Consider the following 19,671-nt stretch of genomic DNA (forward strand, 5'->3'; position numbering starts at 1 on the left):
CTTTTTTCAAACAATTTCTACTGCCTTTCCCACCGCAAACAGATATATGTATTTGGCCCGAACCGGTTTTTGCAATATACGCTCAACAGCCATGGCATAAATATTTAACTGGCCCCTGTACTTATCAGCCAATACCTGAAGGACATCTCCCGCAGGGGGGCTGTTTTTCTCCACCGGGAGCCGGTCTGTTTTATAATCCAGTAAAACAAAACCGTCGCCCTCTTTCAGCAGGCAGTCAATAACCCCCTGCACCAGTACCGCTTCCCCACAACCGGCAGGCAGGTCGCTGTAGATAACTTCTGCCGGCAGTGTGACAGTAAAGGGAAGTTCCCGGTATATTTCGTCCGCCCGTAACATGCGGCGCCCGATTTCCGAATTAAAGAAACCCGCTATATCTTTTGGGTTGATCGCCTTGGCCTGCTCCGCGGTAAGCAATTCCCGGGCCTGCATGCGGGCCAGTTGTCGGGCAATGCCTTGTTCTGTCAAATCCCCCCTGAAGTCTAAATGCTGCATCACCAGATGCATAGCCGAACCCCGTTCGGCGGCCGTCAGACCCTTCTTATTTTGATAAAACCTGGGCCTGATGAAATTAAATTTGCGCAAAACTGCTAATTCCCCGGCAGGATGGCTGCCGTGCGCTTCCTCCATCTCCATCCCTGCGAAAGAGTTTTTTATTTCTGTTACAGCCGCCTTGGAAGGTTTAACCACCGTAAGAGCAAAAGGATACTTCCAGCTCAGGGCTTCGCTGATAACCTTTGTCTGCCCGGCGGTAATATCCACGGGTTCCATTTTCCTGACCTTTTCCAACAGTTCTTCGTAATCGGCGGGCTCTTCAGGCTGTGGTACAAGACATTCTCCCGGCCGCCAAACACGCACACTCCAAAGGGACCTGTCTTCCGCCGGCTCTCCTGCAGGCGCCTCATCACACCCGGCCAGGTCCCTGATGGACTGTCCTTCCCTGTGCCGGGCCACGGCAGGGCAGATCCAGTCCAGAAAACTCTTAGCGCCTGCCAGGCTAACATCGGGGAGAGGCCACTCCTTATGTAGCATATTTTGGCACCATTGGGCCGCGCATTTTTCCAGTTCCGCCGCTGACCCAATCAGAATCAGCTTCTCCCTGGCCCTGGTGAGAGCCACATACAAAACGCGCATTTCTTCCGCCAGCATTTCCATCTGGTTCTTTTTCCTGATGGCGGACTGTACCAGTGACGGATAGGTAAGAGGCAACTCCGGCTCCATGACAGGCAGCCCGATGCCCAGTTCTTTATGCAGGACCACATTTTGCCTCAGGTCAACGGTATTAAACTGCTTGCCCAGGCCGGCCACAATAACCACAGGAAACTCCAGGCCTTTGCTCTTGTGGATACTCATTATCCTTACCACATCTTCGTTTTCACCCAATGCCCTGGCTGTTCCCAAATCGTTACCCAGGTCCTGAAACCGCTCGATAAATCGCAGGAAACGAAACAGGCCCCGGTAGGCAGTGGCCTCATATTGCCGCGCCCGGTCATATAAGGCCCGCAAGTTGGCCTGCCGCTGCATGCCGCCTGGCATTCCGCCAACGTAGGTGTAATAACCGGTTTCATTGTACAGGCGCCAGACCAACCCTGCCAGTGAACCCTGCCGGGCCATGGTACGCCACTGCTCGAGAGAGGTTAGAAAGGCCTGCAACCTAGTTTTGACAGGTTCAGGCACAGGGCCGTCTGCTGCCGCAGCCTGTACAGCATCATAAAACCGGCTGTTTCGGGAAGGGGCGCAGAGCCGGACAAGGGCCAATTCTTCCGCGGTAAGACCTACAATAGGCGACCTCAGCACAGCAGCCAGCGGTATATCCTGGCGGGGGTTATCTATTATCTTTAACAGGGACATGACAATTTCAATTTCAGTAGCAGCAAAGTACCCCGTATCCAGGTCTGCATAAACAGGTATACCGGCGCCCCGCAGCTCTTCCACAAATATATTGGCGGCTCCCCGGGTGGCCCTCATAAGAATGACAATATCCCGGTACCTGACAGGGTGATAACCGCCTGTGGTTTTATCAAAAACCTGGAGCTGGGGCCCAGGCCTTTCCGCTGTACCGCTAACCAGTTCTTTAATCCTTCTGGCAACCAGGCGGGCTTCCCGTTGGGTAGCATCCAGTTCTGCCAGGTCATCATCGGTATTACTCGCATCATCTCCCGCATCGATCGCATCCGGTTGTTCATTATCTTCGCCGCCGGGCGCGCCTATATCCACCTTCTTCTCCAATAAATGGAGTTCCACCGGGCCTCCGGCAGGGGGTCCCCCTCCGGGGACATCGGCATAAAGAGCGCCACAATGCAATTCAGCTTTATTATCATATATCAGTTCTCCCAGCCGCGGTGTCATGATCTGGCGGAAAATATAGTTTACCGCGTCAATCACTTCCCGGCGGCTGCGGAAGTTTTTGGTCAGGTCGACAGCCCGGCAGGCCTCTCCCGCCGTACGGGGATAAGCCAGGTACTTGCTCATAAACAGGGAAGGTTCCGCCAAACGGAAACGGTATATACTTTGCTTGACATCTCCCACCATGAACAGGTTTGGCCTTTCGGCGTTTTCGCCCTGCCTTGATACCAGGTGCAAAATGGTTTCCTGAACGGCATTTATGTCCTGGTACTCGTCCACCAGCACTTCCGCAAAGTATTCCCTGAGCTCAAGAGCAACTGGGGATGGCATTGGCTTCTGGGGCGTTGATTTTTCGTCCAGCAATACCTTTAGACAGTAGTGTTCCAAATCAGAGAAATCTACCAACCCGCGGGCAGTCTTCATCTCCCTGTACCGCTCCATAAAAGCTCTTACCAGCCCGGCAACGGTTCTGACATAAGGCGCGGTCCTTTCCAGGTCTGCCACGTGCTCGCCAAGCGGCCGGGCAAACAAATCCCTGCTCAGGGAAGCAATAGTCTTTTTTGCTTCTTCCCGCAGCTTCTTTGTTCTTTCCTTAAGGGTCTCGTCGATGTCCTTATTCCGGCAGGCCTTCAGCTTGCCAAACTGTAGATCCTGTAAGGCCCGGTGCAGACCGTCCCATGAACGGGCGGCAGCCAGCAGGTCGTGGACAACCACCATGTCATCCCGCAGGTTGTCCAGATATGCCGCCGGCCCACCGGGCCTGAGGGCCAGCTTTTCCGCCTCTTTGAGTTTGACCAGGCACCCGGAAAGCTGGAGTTCTGCCCACTGCAGCAGAATCTGCACCCAAGGCTGTTGCTCGAAGGAACTAATAGAATCGGGTTTGTAAGCAGCTTCCAGTTTGTCCAGCCAATATTCCGGCCAGGGGTTGCTGACAGCAAACCTGTAAACATCCAAAATTAACTGGTGCAGCCTGGAGTCATCCCGTTCTCCCCCATAGGCATCCACTAAAGCCAAAAACTCTTCATCCCCGCTGCTGTAGAGTTCTTCGAAAAGGTCTTCCAGCGTTTCCATCAGCATGAGGGCCGCTTCTGCATCGTCAGCGACCCGGAAGGCAGGGTCCAGTTCCAAACGGTAAAAATACTGTCTTACCACATCCAGGCAAAAGGAATGGAGAGTAGTGATAAAGGCCCTGCTCAACAGGGTCGCCTGCCTGTTCAGGTGGAGCGATGCAGGGTTGTTGTCTAATTCCCGCGCAATAGCCAGGCCTATTCTTTCCCGCATTTCATTGGCCGCCGCCTTAGTGAAAGTGACTATCAACAGGCGGTCCACATCAACAGGGTCTATCGGGTCCACTATCCGCCTGATGATTCTCTCTACCAGTACGGCCGTTTTTCCGGCCCCCGCCGCTGCCGAAACCAACAGGTTGCAGTTCCGCGTGGTAATAGCAGTTATCTGTTCATTGGTCCATTTTGTACCACCCAACTATTGGTCCCCCTTTCTAAGGAGCCGGGCCCATACTTCGTTATCATCCAGATGGGACAGCGCCCGGTAACGGTTCTCGGCCAAAAGTAAATCAAACTGGCACACGGGCTTAAAAGGGCAAAATACACAGGCCGAAATGTTTTTGTACTTGTAGGGGTTTACTGCCACTACGCCGTTTAGAATTTCACCGCCCGTTTCGGCGAATACCTGTTCCAGGTAGCAGCGTAAAGCCGTAAACTGCTCCAGGGAAGCGACAGACGAGGTAGCATAAAAATTACCTTCCCTGTTAATGGCCACGGGGAACAATTCGGAGTACCCCGTTTCTATCCGGTTATCCATCATCCTGACTACCTCCGGGTCACCCAGCAAAAAACCCTGCATTTTCAGCTTTTTCATAATTTCCTTTTCCACCTGGTCGGGGGACATGGGACCGGCGCTCCTTATAACCGGTTCCTTTACGGTAAAGTACAACACCGCCCCTGGTAAACCGGGCCGGCCAACGAGGCGGGCGCTGTGGGTCAGGGCCACGTGCAGGTACGTAAGAAGCTGCAATCTTAGCCCGTAATAAATCTCAGCCAGGCTGAGTCGGTTATCACTGGATTTATAATCGATCACGCGCAGGTAATCGGCCTCTTCCGTCCTGGCCACATCTAACCGGTCAATCCTACCGACCAGGTGCAGTGTGCCGCCCCCGGCAAGTTCAACGGTTACCGGAGGGAGTTCTCCGCCGGCGCCAAAACTCAGCTCTACTCCCACCGGGCGGAAGATACTGCGGCGGGCATGTTCAGCGAGGATAACGGCTGCCCTGTTTACCGAACGTTTTAGTTTGCCCGTCAAATACCTGTACCTGGCAGTGCTTAACAGAATTTCACTTTGCAACTGAGGCGCCAGTTCTTCCACAACTTGTGTCGCCAGGTCGCCACAATCTTCACGGCTCAGTTGTGCCCAGTCTACCCCTCTTTCGGCCAGCCGGTCATTAAAAAGCTTCAGGGCAGCATGAAAAAATTCTCCCATATCAGGAGCAGCCAGCCGAAACAGCAGTCGCTCCTTTAATCTCAGGCCGTAACCGGCAAAATGGGCAAAAGGACATGCCTTGAATTTTTCTATCCTGGAAACACTGGCCTTTAGAGGCTGGCCATAGAGAGCCCTGCTCACTTCAGGGGAGATTCTTTTTTCCGTGTTGGTATGGAAAACCCCGCGTAGAACCTTAGCCAACCGGCCCCTCCCGTCGGCGCTGCCGTTAAACCAGTTGTAGACATCCCACCAAACAGGATCGATGGCCCGCCCCGCTTTTAACTCCCGCAATTGGACAGCCAAATCAGCCAATACCCGCTGAGGGTGGATAAAATATTCTAACCCGCCTGCTGTCCCGTCCGGCAGCTTGTCAACCTGGTAAAAGGTTTCATTAAGGCCGGGGAAAAGCTCCTTAATCCGCCTGATTACCGGCGAGGGAGTCAGCGCCCGGCCTTCCTCGTCCGCCAGGGGAAAACTCAGCCATAACTTTTCACTGGCCCTGGTTAAAGCCATATAAATCAAATACTGTTCGTCAAAAGCTTTGCGCCTGCCCCCGGCAGCCAAAACCACTCCTGCCTCGGCCAGCCTCTCTCTTTCCGAATCATTAAATATACCGTCGTCCGCCTGGCGCGCAGGCAGCGCCCCTTCATTGGCGCCCAGGATGAACAAAGCCCGGGTATTGGCGCTGCGCGTCCTATCCATCGTCCCCACAACCACCTGGTCCAACCCCGGTGGAATAAGCCCGAGGCGCAGACTCTCCAACCCTGCTTCCAGTACGGCCAGGTAATCTTCCAGGGAAACGGATTCTTCGCCAATGGCTTCTACCATTTCGTCAAAAAGGCTCGTAATACCGCCCCATACCTGCAAATGTTCCCGGGCCTGCTCAAGCCGGCCGGCCGATTCTGCTTCCTGCGCCCACTTATGTAAAATTTCCGGCACATGCAGGTCTTCCAAAAGGGTATATACGGCGGTAGTAATTTCCGCAATATTTCCCGCCTGCCTTAGATTTTCCGTGAAAAGGCCCAAACTGCTGACTACCTGTAGCCTCCCCCGGTTTACAGCCGCCAGTTCAGCCTTTTCTTCCGGCGCCGGTTCCGCATCTTCTCCCAGGGTAAATTGCCGCAGGTAATGCCAGGGGCCGGAAGCCCACCTGGCATAGCCCCTGATTCCGTGGGCCAGAACATAGTTCTCCAGTAAATCGGCATCCTCCCGACTTACCGGCAGCAAATCCGTTTTCAAACACCGGAAAAGCGGCTCGTAGGCCCAGTCCTTAATCACTGTTTCCACGGCTGACCTGATCAGTTCCACCAGCGGATGATGCAGCATATTCCGCTTGCAATCTATAAAAAAGGGGATGTCGTAATCCTGGAATACATCAGCAATCAGGTCCCGATAAGGACCCAGATCCCGAAGCAGGATACCAATATCCCGCCAGCGATAATTTTGCTCCCTGCAAAGGTAAACAATTTTCCGGGCTACCGCCTCCACCTCTGCCCGTCTGTTGACAGCCGCAGCCAGTTCGATCCCTTCCCCTGCTCCGGCCGTTTCCGTCGGATACCGGAAATAACACCGTTCCAAATGAGCTAGGCTGTCACTGTTTTGAAACCGAAAGGGTATGGCCGCATCCAACAATACAGGCGGTTCAATTTTTACCCCGGTTTTTTGCGCACGGTCGGTAATTTCCCGGAAAGTTTCCCAGGTAGGATAAAAAAGGTCCTGCTCTTGCAGTTCCCGCCCGGTATCTTTGGGCTCAAGGCACAAAGTCACATGCACCTTTTCGGCTTTACCCAGGATTTTTTCAATAACATAATGCTCCTGGGGGGTGAAACCGGTAAATCCGTCCACCCACACCTCCGCCCCCTCAAGAGTAGAGGAACCGTCGAGTTTCTCAGCCAAGAGCGTCAAGTAATCATCGGGATCCGTATAACAGCCGGCCAAAAAAGCATCAAATTCTCTATAAATTAAGGCCAGGTCCTGTAACTTGGCATTCAATAATCCCGGTGTCTCGTCGGTTTTTTCTGCCGCCAGAGCCAAATCCCCGGGACCCACCCGATAGATTTTCATTTCTCCGATGGACCGCGCCAGGGCATCGGCAAACCCGGGCCTGTCCGCGCTCCGCGCAAAAACCCGCAGTTCACCCCGGTGGTGGTCCAAGAGACGGCGTAATACCATTCTCTTGCCCAACTCACCGATAGGCACCCGGGCGGCGCCGCCCGTTTCCTGCAGTACCCGCCAGGCCAGCCGGCGGAAACTTAAAACCTGGGCCCGGATAATCCCGCCCAAACCGTAATTATGGGCAAGGGCATATTCCATTTGAAAAGTGGCCTGTTCTGGGACGAGAAAAATAATGGGGCTGCCCATGGGCTCTTTCTCCAGAGCCAGCCTGATATTTTCAAGGCAGTATTGCGTTTTTCCCGTTCCCGCCCGACCGATGATAAAACGCAGTGACAAACCGGACACTCCTTACAGCAGAAATGTTTAAATTGAACACAAAGATGCAGAATAAAAATTAATTCGCCACCGGTTCCGGGGATTCCTTTACTTTTTGCCGGAAAAGCAGGAATCGCTGTACCTCTGTCGAAAAAGGTACAGGTGACGAAAAGGCCCGGAAAAGGAGTCGCAAAAAGGAGGAGAACAACTTGAAAAAATTTGTTATCTCTATTTTAGTCTGTTTAATAGCCTTCACAGGCCTGACCGGCTGTCAAAAAGCGACAACCCCCAAATCAACTGCCGAAAATACTTTAAACCAGCCCCTCAACATAGGCGTACTTTTTATAGAAGATAACCTGCCTTTTTTTATTGCCGAACAGGAAGGCGCCTTTGAAAAGGCCGGCTTAAAGGTTAAACTGATACCCTTCCAAAGCGCTGCAGAGCGGGATGCAGCCTTACAGGCAGGCCAGATAGACGGTGAAGCTGCCGACCTGGTGGCAGCAGCATTGCTTAAAAAAGGCGGCGCTGATGTGCGTATTTCGTCTATTACCCTGGGCGCCACTCCGCAGGAAGGACGGTTTGTCCTCCTGGCAGCTCCCGGATCAAATATTACCAGGGTCGAAGAATTAAAAAATGTGCCCATTGCCGTATCGGAAAACACCATTATAGAATATATCACAGACCAATTGTTGCTGGGCGCCGGCTTCGCCCCTGCAGAAATTAAAAAAATCAGCGTACCCAAAATGCCTATCCGCCTGCAAATGCTGACCAACAATCAGGTCAAAGCCGCCCTGCTGCCTGACCCGCTGGCCAGTTTGGCGGAAAAACAGGGCGCGCGGGTAATCATAGACGACACCAAAATAAAAACCAATGTTTCACAGGTAGTTTTGCTGTTCAGGAAAGATGCGATCGATAAAAAACGGGCCGCCATCAAGAAACTTGTGCAGGTGTACAGCGAAGCGGCCCGGGATTTAACCAAAAACCCGGCCAAATACCGTCCGCTGCTGATCGAAAAGGCCAAAATTCCCGACCCGATCAAAGACACCTATAAATCACCGACTTTTTCCAAACCGACTGTCCCGTCAAAAGAAGATATTGACAGAGTCCTGAACTGGATGATAGACAAGAAATTACTGGACAAAAAGTATAGTTACGATGAAATGGTCGACGTGAGTTTACTCAATCCTCGGCGCAATTGACGGTTATAAAAAATCTCTGTGGTTCTGTTGGATTTCTGTTAAGTTACAACGTTGTTAATGGAGTTTTTGTCATGGTTAGATTAGAAAATGTAAACCTTACTTATAAACAGGCAAATACCTCGCTACAGGCCCTTCAGGATATCAATCTGGAAATCGGGACAGGCTCCCGGTTGGCCATAATCGGCCCTTCCGGGTGCGGGAAAAGTTCCCTGCTCTTTTTAATGGCCGGACTCTACCGACCGACTTCCGGAGAAATTTATATATCCGGGCAGAAGATTACCGGTCCGCGGCAAGAAACAGCCCTAATTTTGCAGGATTACGGCCTTTTCCCCTGGAAGACCGTATGGCAAAACGCTTGCCTGGGCCTGGAAATAAGAGGGGTTGCTCCATCGGAGCAGCGAAAAATTGTAGCGCCGATTCTGGAACAACTGGGTCTTGGGGAATTTACCCACCACTACCCTACGCAGTTGAGCGGTGGTCAGCGCCAGCGGGTGGCTATTGCCCGGGCATTGGCCCTGCAGCCTGATTTGCTGCTGATGGATGAACCCCTTTCATCCCTTGATGCATTAACCAGGGAAAACCTGCAGGACTTCCTTCTTGATATATGGCAGAGACACAGGTTTACATTAGTGTTGGTTACACACAGCATTGATGAAGCCGCCTACCTGGGCGACTATATTGCGGTAATGTCTGACCGGCCAGGTCGTATAGTTTCCCTGGTCGAGAACGCCGGTTCCGGCAGCAAGAATTTTCGCCAGTCTCAGCATTTTCACACCCAGTGCAATAATTTGCGCAGGATGCTGGGGGTGGGCACAGTATGAAAACGAAGGCTATAGTGACCAGAATTACGGAATTGCTGGTCGCTCTTATCTTCATTCTGCTCTGTTGGCATCTACTGGCTCTGGCCCTGCACAGCAACATACTGCCCACGCCCTATCAGGCCCTGCGGACCTTTGTTGAAGTGTTTGCCGGGCAGTTATGGCCTCATTTTTGCGTCAGCGCTTACCGGGTCTTCGCCAGTCTTGCCCTGGCGTTACTGGCAGCAGTTCCTTTTGGCCTTCTGCTGGGACGCGTTGAAAAACTGGATCGCCTTTTCGCTCCGGTGGTCTATATCGTTTATCCGATTCCCAAAATAGTTCTGCTACCGATTGTCTTTTTAATATTGGGTTTGGGCGACCAGTCAAAAATATTTATGATCTGGCTGATTGTCTTTTTCCAGATTCTCGTCACGGCTCGTGATGCCGCCAAAGGGGTGCCCCGGCAAAATATCTACTCCATGCGTTCACTGGGCGCCGGCAGGTGGCAGATTTTTCGCCACGTCATTTTCCCGGCCAGCCTGCCTAAAATCATTACCTCTTTAAGAATCAGCCTGGGTACTGCCATTGCCGTCCTCTTCTTTGTAGAATCCTTCGCCACCACAGAAGGATTGGGTTATTTCATTATGGATGCCTGGAGCAGGATGGATTACGCCGAAATGTTTGCCGGCATTATCGGCATGAGTCTGCTGGGACTGATTCTGTACGCTATTGTGGATTTGGCTGAAGCCATATTCTGCCGCTGGCAGCACTTTTAAAAAAAGAAAACCTTGCGCTTACGGAATATCTTATATGACGTTTTCCACCCCTTTACTGCGCAGGTATGCTTTGGCCCTTTCCACTTGCTCATTACCGGCTGCCGGAATATCGCTTAACGGGTCAGCACACCCGGCTAAAGCCCATTTATGAGCGCCCAACTTGTGGTATCCGAGCAGTTCCACCCTCTCTATATTAGGCATTTCCTGCAATAAGCCCGCTAATTTGTCCAGTTGTCGCTCATCGGTATTTATTCCGGGAATTAAAACCTGCCTGACCCAGACAGGTTTTTTTATCTCGGTCAGAAAACGGGCAAAATCATTTATTCTCTCATTTCCTACCCCTGTCAGACTGCGGTGGGCAGCCGAGTCCGTCTGTTTGATGTCTAAAAGGACCAAATCGGTTTGGTCCAACAATCCCCTGACATCCTCCACTCTGACAAACCCCGACGTGTCAAGGGCGGTGTTTAAGGCCATTTCTTTGGCCCGGCGAAAAAAACCTGTTACAAATTCCACCTGCAGGGTCGGTTCTCCGCCCGAAGCAGTTACACCGCCACCGGAGTTCCTGTAATAATCCTGATATTTGGCCACCTCAGAAATTATTTCCCCAAGGGTGACCTTTTTGCCTTTGGACATTTCCCATGTATCCCGGTTATGGCAGTATTTACACTGCAGGGGACAGCCCTGCATAAAGACAATAAACCTAATACCCGGTCCGTCAACGGTCCCAAAGGTTTCCACAGAATATATATATCCCGTCAGATCGTCGGTCCCTTTCATAGGCTATCTCCTTAAACAATACCGTGAATAGTCCGGTTAATTACATCCAACTGCTGTTCCCGGCTAAGTTTTGTGAAATTGACGGCATAACCGGAAACACGTATAGTCAGTTGAGGATATTTTTCCGGGTGTTCCATGGCCTCCAGCAATGTTTCCCTGTCGAAAACATTGACGTTCATATGATGTCCGTCCCGGCTGAAATAACCGTCAAGGAGGCCTACTAAATTGCGCACCTGTTCCGTTTTTTCAGTCCCCATCGCCCTGGGAACGATGGAAAAAGTATAAGAAATACCGTCTGCCGAATAATCATAAGGCAGCCTGGCTACAGAACTCATGGAAGCAAGAGCGCCTTTTTTGTCCCGGCCGTGCATGGGGTTAGCGCCCGGGGCAAAAGGCTCCCCGGCTTTTCGCCCGTCAGGGGTGCTGCCCGTTTTCTTCCCGTACACCACATTAGATGTGATTGTCAGAATAGACAGGGTGGGCTCTGCATTCCGGTAAGTGCGCTGCTTTTTCAACTTGTGCATAAAGTTGATGACCAAGTCCACGGCCAGTTGGTCAACCCGCTCATCATTGTTGCCCATCTGGGGAAATTCCCCTTCAACGTCATAATCAACAACGTAACCATCCTTGTTACGAATCGTTTTTACCCTGGCATACTTAATGGCGCTTAGAGAATCGGCAACTACCGACAGCCCCGCTATCCCACAGGCCATGGTCCGTTCGATATCCAGGTCATGCAGGGCAAATTGCAGGCGTTCGTAATAGTATTTGTCATGCATGTAGTGAATGATGTTCAAAGTGTTGATATATAAACGAGCCAGCCAGTCCAGAATGTTATCGAACCTTTCCATTACTTCCTCATAATCAAGGTACTCGCCGGTAACAGGAGCAAATCTGGGGCCGACCTGCATTTCCAGGCGTTCATCCCACCCGCCGTTAATGGCATAAAGCAACGCCTTGGCTAAATTGGCCCTGGCCCCAAAAAACTGCATCTCTTTGCCCACCTTCATGGCCGAAACACAGCAGGCAATGGCATAATCATCTCCCCAGCGGGGACGCATCAGATCATCGTTTTCATATTGAATCGAGCTGGTCTCAATGGATAACCGGGCACAAAACTCTTTAAAAGGTTTGGGTAATTTCTGCGACCATAAGACGGTCATATTTGGTTCCGGCGCCGGCCCCAGGTTTTTCAAAGTTTGCAGAAAACGGAAAGAATTCCTGGTCACAAGGGTCCTGCCGTCTATGCCCATGCCGCCTATCGATTCGGTAACCCAGGTAGGGTCTCCGCTGAAAAGTTCGTTGTATTCCGGCGTTCTTAAAAACCTGACCATGCGCAGCTTGATAACGAACTGGTCAATCAGTTCCTGAGCTTCCTGTTCGTTTATTGTCCCTTCCTGCAGGTCCCTCTCAATATAGATATCCAGAAATGTAGACGTCCGGCCCAGACTCATAGCCGCGCCGTTTTGTTCTTTAATGGCCGCCAGGTAACCAAAATATAACCACTGAACTGCTTCATGGCCATTCCGGGCCGGCCGTGATATATCAAAACCATAGGATGCCGCCATCTTTTTCAGGTCTTCCAGCGCCTCTAACTGCTCGCTCACCTCTTCTCTGACCCTGATCAGGTCGGTATCCATCACATCGTATTCAATATTTTTCAGGTCCTGTTTTTTGGTTTCGATAAGCCGGTCAACACCGTACAGGGCTACCCGCCGGTAATCGCCGATAATTCGGCCCCTCCCGTAGGCATCGGGAAGGCCTGTGATAATTCCCGCTTTCCGGGCCCGGCGCATCTCTTCTGTGTAAGCATGAAACACCCCTTCGTTATGTGTCTTCCGGTACTTGGTAAAAACAGTTTCAATCAATGGGTCAATAGTGCGGCCGTAAGCGGCAACAGCATTTCGGACCATGCGGATACCTCCAAAAGGCAGCAGGGCTCTTTTTAAAGGCTTATCTGTCTGAAAGCCCACAATTATCTCCAGGTCTTTATCCAAATATCCTGGGGCATGAGATACAATGGTGCCAACTATATCATAATCAATATCCAGAACCCCTCCCTTTCGATGCTCCTCCTGCAATAATTCCAATACCCTGGCCCACAACTTTTGGGTCCGTTCTGTGGGGCCCGTTAAAAATTCAGGCCCACCTTCATAAGGCGAATAATTACGCTGGATAAAATCCCGCACATCTATGCGGGTCTGCCAATGACCGGGCCGGAACCCTCTCCATGCTTCCATGTATGTTTCCCTCCAGAAAATTATTTTACAGGCAAGTCACTTTTATTCTGCCCAGATTATCCTGAAAAATTAAGGTTCTGCCCTTTCCTCTTTTGATGCTTAAGGTCGGAAAACTGCAAAGACGGCGAGGCGCAAAAAAATTGGGTATTCCATGATATTTCTTAAACAGAAAAATCATTGGAATACCCAAATCTTGGCCGTCCGGTTCGGAGAAATGCCTTGACACACAAAAATCTACATAGCTTCGTACTTAGCTTTAATTTCTTCATATTCGCTCTCGGGAATTTTCCTTGCACCGCCCATAAAGACTTTTAACCTGGAATTGATAAACTTTTCCTTGGCCGTCTCCAGGTTGTATTCACCGGCCTGATAGACCTCCGCCAAGGTACGCCTGATTTTTTCCTTTCTTAAGTTCGTTACCTTAACATCGGTTTGTACCACAATCATACCGCTGTTATCCCGCTCCCCAGTGAAAGACACGCGAATAGGATCAACCTTGTAAGCCACCCCGTTTTCCTCATCATAATAGAAATCACACATGGCCGCTTCCTCCTTTTTTTAAGTGATCCTACGATATTCAGTTGTGGTCCGTTAAGTAGTATTATTCTTACTTCTTCCTCCGGTTATAATTATCCTTTAATGGAAATTTTCAAACTTTTTATGGGCAGATTTTGATTTTTAAAAATACGTTCGTCCCTTCGAACTCAGACCTCCTGGCTTCGGGTCTTTTCATAAATTAATTCCCTGGATCGGACAGGTATCATTTTCTCTATAAAAAATGCAGCCGAAAGAAAGCCCACAATACTCACTGTAATATGGATGAGAGTAAACCTTAATCCCAGCGAAGCGCTCTCGTATATTACCAGGGGTAGTTTTGTGCTCGACCATGCCCCCAGGAAGAAAAGCACATAAGCCAACCTGGCTCCTTTTTTTATCAGCACGGCTGCTACCGGAAATGCCGCATACAGCGGTCCTGCCGCCGCAGAGCCAAGAATAAAGGCAATCATTATCCCTTTCAGGCCCGACCCTTCACCCATAAGTTTAATCATGGTTTCCTTCGGCACCCATACATCAAGCAAGCCCACCAGAATAAAAATGGGCGGCAGAAACATTAGCATTTCTCTAAAATTCTGTAAAGTAATACTGACAGCCTTAAGACCGGCAGACTTCTCAAAAAGGTACATGCCCAATATCGTTACAGCAAAAACCAGCGCAAAAATATAACGTCGCAAATTCATCACATCATCACCCAACTTATTATCACAGTAAAAATCATGGCTACCAGAAAAGCAAAGCTATTCCTTAATAGCGCCACCGTTTTGTTAAAGTACTTTATTTCCGTTGGCAGAGTCACTATTCCTACAGCCATCAGGGTGGAAACAAAAGCGGCAATCTGGGGATAACCGGCGCCCCCTTTTAACAGGGCTGCCGCCAGCGGAAAAGCGACAAACCCGGGAATCAGCGTGACTGAACCAACCACAGAAGCAATGATAATGCCGATAATACCTGATTTTTCGCCCATTAATCGGGAAATGGTAGCAGGACTCAAAATTGCCAGGGATATACCGACGAACATCAAAATGGCCAGTAACTGCGGCGCCAGATTCGCAAAAGATTTCCAGGCTTTAAGAACAGCCATCTTTGTTTTCTTCCGGTCTTTTGCAAAAGAGTAAAGCAAACCTACAATAGCCAAACCGTATAAAATTGCCCCGCTCATTTAATCCACCACCTTCATTCATCGTTGTCATCCACCGCGGGCAAAGCTGCAAAAGTAGTCAGGAAGAATTCCAGGTTTTTTTTCTTCATCTCGATATCTTCCTTAAATTCAACCAATTTCTTTCTCCCCAGCCGAGTAATTTTATACCACTTCTTGGCCGGTCCCGGTTCCGAAGTATCCCAGTAAGATTCAACAGCACCCACCTTTTCCAGGTCTTGAAGGGCCCGGTAGACAGCAGCGCTATCAGCCCTGTTATGAGGCATTTGCTCTTCCATTTTATTGAATAGGGTTAGTCCGTAGGCGGGTTCCTGAGCCAGGAACAATAATACGAATGCAGGGATATGCCGGCCATATCTGCATTTAGGCAAATATTCTCACCTCCTGCAGCCAATCGCTTTTATACATATATATGTTATTAACATTATAGTGTTACTAACATTTGTTTGTCAAGAAAAACAACCTCCGTGCAGGAGGTTGTTTTTCTTAAGCTTTAGGTTTGAATGTTTCACACTTAGTCTGTTCAGAGTTAGTTGACCTGGAAACACCGCTATGGTCTACCTGAATCATGGGCGCATTGCACATAATGTTTTTGTTGTAGTGACATTCTACCACATTGCATTTGATATCCGGCACAGAATCACCTCCTCCGGTCTGGTTTAGTTTTTCCGTCTCCATTTTTAATCTTTCCCTGATACGGGACTAAATATGAATTAATAATATTGTAATGGTGAAATAACCATTACTATGGCATATTATACCTTTTCAGCAACTCTTCAAATTCCTTTTCAGGAACGGGTTGACTGAAAAAGTAGCCCTGCATTTCATAGCAATGCTGATTCTTCAGGAAATTCAGTTGTTCTTCCGTTTCAACTCCTTCAGCGATCACTTTCAGGTTCATGTTCCGACACAAAACTATGATCGTGGAAACAATTGCGGCATCATTAGGGTCACAGGCAATATCCCTGACAAAAGAACGGTCTATTTTGAGCGTATTAATGGGAAAACGTTTCAGGTAACGCAGAGAAGAGTATCCTGTACCGAAATCGTCTATGGCTATTTGTACCCCCATTTCCCTTAATTTACGCAAAACATCAACAGTATAATCCACATCCTGCATGGCTATACTTTCGGTTATTTCCAACTCCAGGTATTGCGGATGCAGCCCAGTTTGTTTTAATGTCTTGGCTACCGTATTCACCAAGTTTTGGTGTTGGAATTGGTATGCGGACAGGTTGACCGTCACACGCACGGGCATATACCCGGCATCCTGCCAGGCTTTATTTTGGGCGCAGGCGGTTCGCAGTACCCACTCGCCGATGGGAATAATTAACCCTGTTTCCTCGGCCAGTGGGATAAATTCTGCCGGAGGAACAAGTCCCAATTCTTTATGCCGCCAACGTATAAGGGCTTCCATTCCCGTAATCCGGCCCGTCCTGATGCATACCAGAGGTTGATAATAAACCACCAATTCCCGGCGCTCCAAAGCATGGCGCAGGCTGTTTTCCATAGCCATCCGTTCGACGATTTTTTTGTTCATGGCAGGAGTATATAACTGATACGTATTGCGTCCCTGTTCCTTAGCCCGGTACATAGCCGTATCTGCATTTTTCATCAGGGTTTCTGCCTTCTCTCCGTCAGTGGGATATAAGGCAACGCCTATACTGGCGGTGATATAAAACTCATGGCCGCTCAAGGTTACAGGTTTTTGGAAAGCCTTTAATATCTTTTGCGCAATTTTGGCTGCTTCTTTTTCACTTTTGATCTGCGGCAGTAAAAGCGTAAATTCATCGCCGCCCAAACGGGCAATAGTGTCGCCCTTTCGTAGGCAGATACTTAGCTTTTTGGCCACTTCCTGCAGCAACCGGTCCCCAATAGAATGGCCTAACATATCGTTGACCAGTTTAAACCTGTCCAAATCCAGGAACATTACTGCCAGCATTTCATTATTGCGTTTGGCATGAGCCAAAGCTACATTGAGGCGGTCATTAAATAAAACCCTATTGGGGATATCCGTTAGAGGATCGTGATAAGCCTGGTGGGTAAGCTGTTCTATCATATTACGTTTTTCGCTGACATCGTGGAAAACCAGAACAACACCTATAATTTCTCCCTCTCTATTTTTAATGGGCGCCGCCGAATCTTCGATAGCATATCTTCTACCGCTTCTGTGTATCAATACCGTGTGATTAGCCAAGCCTACGATATTGCCTTCTCGGAGGCACTTTGTCACAGGGTTTTCTACTACCTGGCCTGTTGTTTCGTTAATTATGTTAAAGACTTCCAGCAGCGGCCGGCCGCAGGCCTCATCGTTGGTCCAGCCCGTAAGAACCTCAGCCACAGGGTTAAGGTAAGTAATGATTCCTTGGCCGTCAGTGGTTATTACGGCATCTCCTATGGAATGGAGGGTTACCTGGGCCCTTTCTTTTTCTTCCCAAATAGCCTGTTCAGCCTGTTTACGCTCAGTAATATCTCTTACCACACATACCGTGCCGCCGCCTTCTATCAGAGTCAGGGATACCTCCTGTGGGAAAAGGGAACCGTCTGCTTTGCGACCAACGGCCTCGGTCCGAATATAACCCTGTTTATACAATGCGGGCAAAATTTCCTTTTCAAACCTGTCCCTTTCTTCTTCATCGTATAAAATATGCCATGTCTTTCCGATAAATTGAGCCGGATCAGTATATCCGTATACCCTGGCATGGGCTTCGTTCATATAAGTATATTCCCCGTTTGTGTTGAGGATAGCCATACCGTCCATGGAAGCCCGCATGGCCGCTGACTGCTGCCGCAAAAGCTCTTCGGTTTTTTTCCGCTCAGTAATATCTCGCACGACTTCAATAGCTCCGATTATTTTACCGGCGGCATCCTTCAGCGGAGCAGAAGTAACCTCAATATACAAGGAACCTTTTTTTGCTTCCGGACATCTTTCAACAGTTTGGATAGTGCCTTCCTGCAAGGAAACAGCTACCGGACAACCGGGGCATACCTGTTCTCTGCCCTCGTAAGCCTGGTAACAATACTGGCCAACTGCTTCTCCAAGGAGCTCTTTTTGAATTTCGTTCTGGTAAATTATACGATACTCCTTATCCTGAATGCTGATTCCGTCACCGATACCGGCAATTATGGCCTCAATTTTATTCTTTTCTTCTTCTGCCTTATTCCGCGCCTGCTGTAATTCCCGGAAATTCTCCCGTAACTTACCGGCCATGGACCGGAAATTAACCACCAGCGAATGTATTTCTGTCAAGGGAGAGTAAGGCCATTCGATATTTTCATGCCCGGAAAGACGGCAAGGCAGGTCGGTGGTGACATCAGCCAGCCTGGCAATGGGCCCGGTCAGGTAACGACTCAGCAAATCCCCCAACCAAAAAGCCACCAGCAAAAACACCAAAATAGCAACCAAATAAATATTGGTTGTTCTTAACATGTTTTGCCAATAAGGAGCAAAGGGCGCTTTAATAACCAACTTCCAGGGAATATCGTGAGCCAAAACCCCCTCGTAAATATAAATGCTTTCCCGCCAGCGGGCTAACTCAGTAAGTTTATCATCATCGGGGAACACCCATCGGTAAGCACTGTTTGTAGACTCCCTATTTCCTATAGTTCGCAAATTATATCTTTCCATAGGCTGAAGGCCTGGCACGGTACTGGCAATAATCAAGCCGTTTCTGTCCGTCAGCGTGATGTCGAATTTATGGGGCTGCGCATTGCCCTGTAACAGTTTCGAAACATATTGCAGTTTTAAAACTCCGACAGAAAAACCACGCAACCGACCCTTTTCCACCATAGGCACGCCCATTACAGTAATCGGTTCCGGCTTCCCTACCCGGGCTATCAGGACATCGCTCATTACAGGTTTAAGGGTTGCCATCATATCACGGTAATGCGGGCGGTCGGCAAAATTAACTCCCCTTCCGTTGGCCTCAGGCGGGGCATAAGTTATGGCAGTGGCCTCAGGGTCATCAATATGCACCCGGTCAAAATAAGGAAAAGCATTTTTTATCTGTTCGGTAGCCCTCTGCAGTTCCTCCGTCGGCTGTATACCGGCCCGGAGAGCAGCCTGCCCCAAAACATACAAAGCATGCTGATATTGCTGGTGCCAGTCAGCCAAATGTTGGGTAATCTCTTTTACCTCTCCCCTGAACAAGGTTTCCGTATCGGCCACGAACTGCCGCTGCTGCCTGTAGTTGGTTGTTGCAGTAAAGACCAGAACCGGAATCAGCAGGAAAGCCACCAGAAGATTAAAGAGCAAATGGTAGAAAGAAACTGTTCCCTTCTCCTGATTACCGAACACCCAGCGGGAAAGAGGCAGGAGATTTAGGACAATACTGGCGGCCAGAGCATTACAAATACCGTTAACAGCTAACTTGAGGATAATCAGTAGATTTTCGTCCCAGTTCAGGTGCATTATAAAATGATTAATGAACCCACATAAAGGAATGGCGACTAAAAACCAGAACAGACCGTCAGCCAGAACCAAATTTTTGTTCCGGCGATAAAAGAAAATACCTACCAGAGCCACTTCCAAAATACCGAAAAAGAAAGGGGCAAACTCATGCAGCCGGAAAAACACAAAGCCCCAAGAAACCAAGGCTGCCACTATCCCCCAGAAAACACCGTATAAACTCATCACCAATAATACAGCAATGCTGCCAAAAAACAGTCGCGCACCGGGAAATACCGGAATCCCCGCAAAATTGCCGACAATGCCAAGCACAGTCAAAAAGCCCAGGAACACTAAAGAAGTAACTGATAAATGCCCCACGCTGCGAAACATCTCCATAATACCTCCCCCGCGCCAAAATTTCCAGATAATTGACAGCTAATACTATTTTTCGACATTTAGTAATTTTTTCCTTCACAAATCGAGATATT

General features: G+C 49.5%; 13 protein-coding genes. 3 read left to right on the top strand and 10 right to left on the bottom strand.

Annotation, left to right across the window (positions count from 1 at the left end; genetic code table 11):
* Positions 1–6 precede the first annotated feature (6 nt).
* Together addA and addB are read right to left on the bottom strand one after the other, a co-directional pair.
* On the bottom strand, positions 7–3,846 hold the full coding sequence (addA, locus tag ACSNJE_RS06895; RefSeq protein WP_495252293.1) for a helicase-exonuclease AddAB subunit AddA: 3,840 nt from the start codon (positions 3,844–3,846) through the stop codon (positions 7–9).
* Entirely contained in the window at positions 3,847–7,311 is a 3,465-nt protein-coding gene (addB, locus tag ACSNJE_RS06900) for a helicase-exonuclease AddAB subunit AddB (protein WP_495252294.1), read from the bottom strand.
* Between the two features lie 188 nt (positions 7,312–7,499).
* On the opposite strand from addB, the gene ACSNJE_RS06905 reads away from it, so the two are divergent.
* From ACSNJE_RS06905 to ACSNJE_RS06915, 3 genes are all read left to right on the top strand, one after another.
* Positions 7,500–8,489 (top strand): ABC transporter substrate-binding protein, encoded by a 990-nt coding sequence (locus ACSNJE_RS06905; RefSeq protein WP_495252295.1) that lies wholly within the window; start codon positions 7,500–7,502, stop codon positions 8,487–8,489.
* 71 nt (positions 8,490–8,560) lie between these two features.
* Positions 8,561–9,310: an ABC transporter ATP-binding protein gene (locus ACSNJE_RS06910; protein WP_474658714.1), complete on the top strand. Its 750-nt coding sequence runs from the start codon at positions 8,561–8,563 to the stop codon at positions 9,308–9,310.
* Positions 9,307–10,062, top strand: a complete 756-nt coding sequence (locus ACSNJE_RS06915) for an ABC transporter permease (protein ID WP_474658712.1) — start codon at positions 9,307–9,309, stop codon at positions 10,060–10,062. The genes ACSNJE_RS06910 and ACSNJE_RS06915 overlap by 4 nt, the downstream gene beginning before the upstream one ends.
* A 30-nt stretch (positions 10,063–10,092) precedes the next feature.
* On the opposite strand, the gene pflA is transcribed toward ACSNJE_RS06915, so the two are convergent.
* From pflA to ACSNJE_RS06955, 8 genes are all read right to left on the bottom strand, one after another.
* Positions 10,093–10,839, bottom strand: a complete 747-nt coding sequence (gene pflA / locus ACSNJE_RS06920; RefSeq protein WP_495252296.1) for a pyruvate formate-lyase-activating protein — start codon at positions 10,837–10,839, stop codon at positions 10,093–10,095.
* An 11-nt stretch (positions 10,840–10,850) separates the two neighbouring features.
* Positions 10,851–13,079 (bottom strand): formate C-acetyltransferase, encoded by a 2,229-nt coding sequence (pflB, locus tag ACSNJE_RS06925; RefSeq protein WP_461567669.1) that lies wholly within the window; start codon positions 13,077–13,079, stop codon positions 10,851–10,853.
* 234 nt (positions 13,080–13,313) lie between these two features.
* Positions 13,314–13,619 (bottom strand): hypothetical protein, encoded by a 306-nt coding sequence (locus tag ACSNJE_RS06930; RefSeq protein ID WP_461567671.1) that lies wholly within the window; start codon positions 13,617–13,619, stop codon positions 13,314–13,316.
* Between the two features lie 164 nt (positions 13,620–13,783).
* Complete coding sequence (locus ACSNJE_RS06935; RefSeq protein ID WP_474658708.1) at positions 13,784–14,317, bottom strand: permease; 534 nt, start codon at positions 14,315–14,317, stop codon at positions 13,784–13,786.
* Positions 14,317–14,796, bottom strand: a complete 480-nt coding sequence (locus ACSNJE_RS06940) for a permease (protein WP_461567675.1) — start codon at positions 14,794–14,796, stop codon at positions 14,317–14,319. The genes ACSNJE_RS06935 and ACSNJE_RS06940 overlap by 1 nt, the downstream gene beginning before the upstream one ends.
* Before the next feature lie 14 nt (positions 14,797–14,810).
* Entirely contained in the window at positions 14,811–15,164 is a 354-nt protein-coding gene (locus ACSNJE_RS06945; protein ID WP_461567677.1) for a PadR family transcriptional regulator, read from the bottom strand.
* Between the two features lie 115 nt (positions 15,165–15,279).
* Complete coding sequence (locus ACSNJE_RS06950; protein ID WP_095522510.1) at positions 15,280–15,429, bottom strand: DUF1540 domain-containing protein; 150 nt, start codon at positions 15,427–15,429, stop codon at positions 15,280–15,282.
* A gap of 109 nt (positions 15,430–15,538) precedes the next feature.
* On the bottom strand, positions 15,539–19,579 hold the full coding sequence (locus tag ACSNJE_RS06955) for an EAL domain-containing protein (protein WP_474658706.1): 4,041 nt from the start codon (positions 19,577–19,579) through the stop codon (positions 15,539–15,541).
* Positions 19,580–19,671 lie beyond the last annotated feature (92 nt).

This window comes from Thermincola sp. GK-1, assembly GCF_059412445.1.

What these genes read in the sequence shown, in the direction of transcription:
- ACSNJE_RS06930 (WP_461567671.1), bottom strand. Translation starts at nt 13,619, where the DNA reads ATGTGTGATTTCTATTATGATGAGGAAAACGGGGTGGCTTACAAGGTT.
- ACSNJE_RS06955 (WP_474658706.1), bottom strand. Translation starts at nt 19,579, where the DNA reads ATGGAGATGTTTCGCAGCGTGGGGCATTTATCAGTTACTTCTTTAGTG.
- pflA (WP_495252296.1), bottom strand. Translation starts at nt 10,839, where the DNA reads ATGAAAGGGACCGACGATCTGACGGGATATATATATTCTGTGGAAACC.
- ACSNJE_RS06910 (WP_474658714.1), top strand. Translation starts at nt 8,561, where the DNA reads ATGGTTAGATTAGAAAATGTAAACCTTACTTATAAACAGGCAAATACC.
- ACSNJE_RS06940 (WP_461567675.1), bottom strand. Translation starts at nt 14,796, where the DNA reads ATGAGCGGGGCAATTTTATACGGTTTGGCTATTGTAGGTTTGCTTTAC.
- ACSNJE_RS06915 (WP_474658712.1), top strand. Translation starts at nt 9,307, where the DNA reads ATGAAAACGAAGGCTATAGTGACCAGAATTACGGAATTGCTGGTCGCT.
- ACSNJE_RS06935 (WP_474658708.1), bottom strand. Translation starts at nt 14,317, where the DNA reads ATGAATTTGCGACGTTATATTTTTGCGCTGGTTTTTGCTGTAACGATA.
- pflB (WP_461567669.1), bottom strand. Translation starts at nt 13,079, where the DNA reads ATGGAAGCATGGAGAGGGTTCCGGCCCGGTCATTGGCAGACCCGCATA.